The 269-nt window shown below is 33.5% G+C and carries 1 pseudogene; it reads left to right on the top strand.

Annotation, left to right across the window (positions count from 1 at the left end):
- Positions 1-64: 64 nt before the first annotated feature.
- Positions 65-269, top strand: a pseudogene (locus KI356_RS27395) (DUF2975 domain-containing protein); the annotation flags it as partial.

The following is a 269-nucleotide window of genomic DNA, read 5'->3' as shown; positions in this document are numbered from 1 at the left end:
TTATTGTAAAACGATAAATCGTATGGTAAAATCATGTTGTCATTAAATAAACGAGGTGCTTTTTATGAAACAAGTTACGACACTCTTTTTAAAGTTAGCTATTATTTTTATAGGAACCCCGGTTCTTGCATTGTGCATATTTTTGGTGCCTAAGATCGGGAATTTTGCTGGAGAATTGTATCCAGATATTGCTTATATGAAATCTCTCGTTTTAATCGATATGTACGCGGCAGCGATACCTTTTTACTTTGCTCTGTATCAAGCTTTTA

The organism is Bacillus hominis, from assembly GCF_018332515.1.
Taxonomy (GTDB): Bacteria; Bacillota; Bacilli; order Bacillales; family Bacillaceae_G; genus Bacillus_A; species Bacillus_A hominis.
The sequence above is the reverse complement of the archived record's forward strand: the minus strand, read 5'-3'. Positions and strand labels throughout refer to the sequence as shown.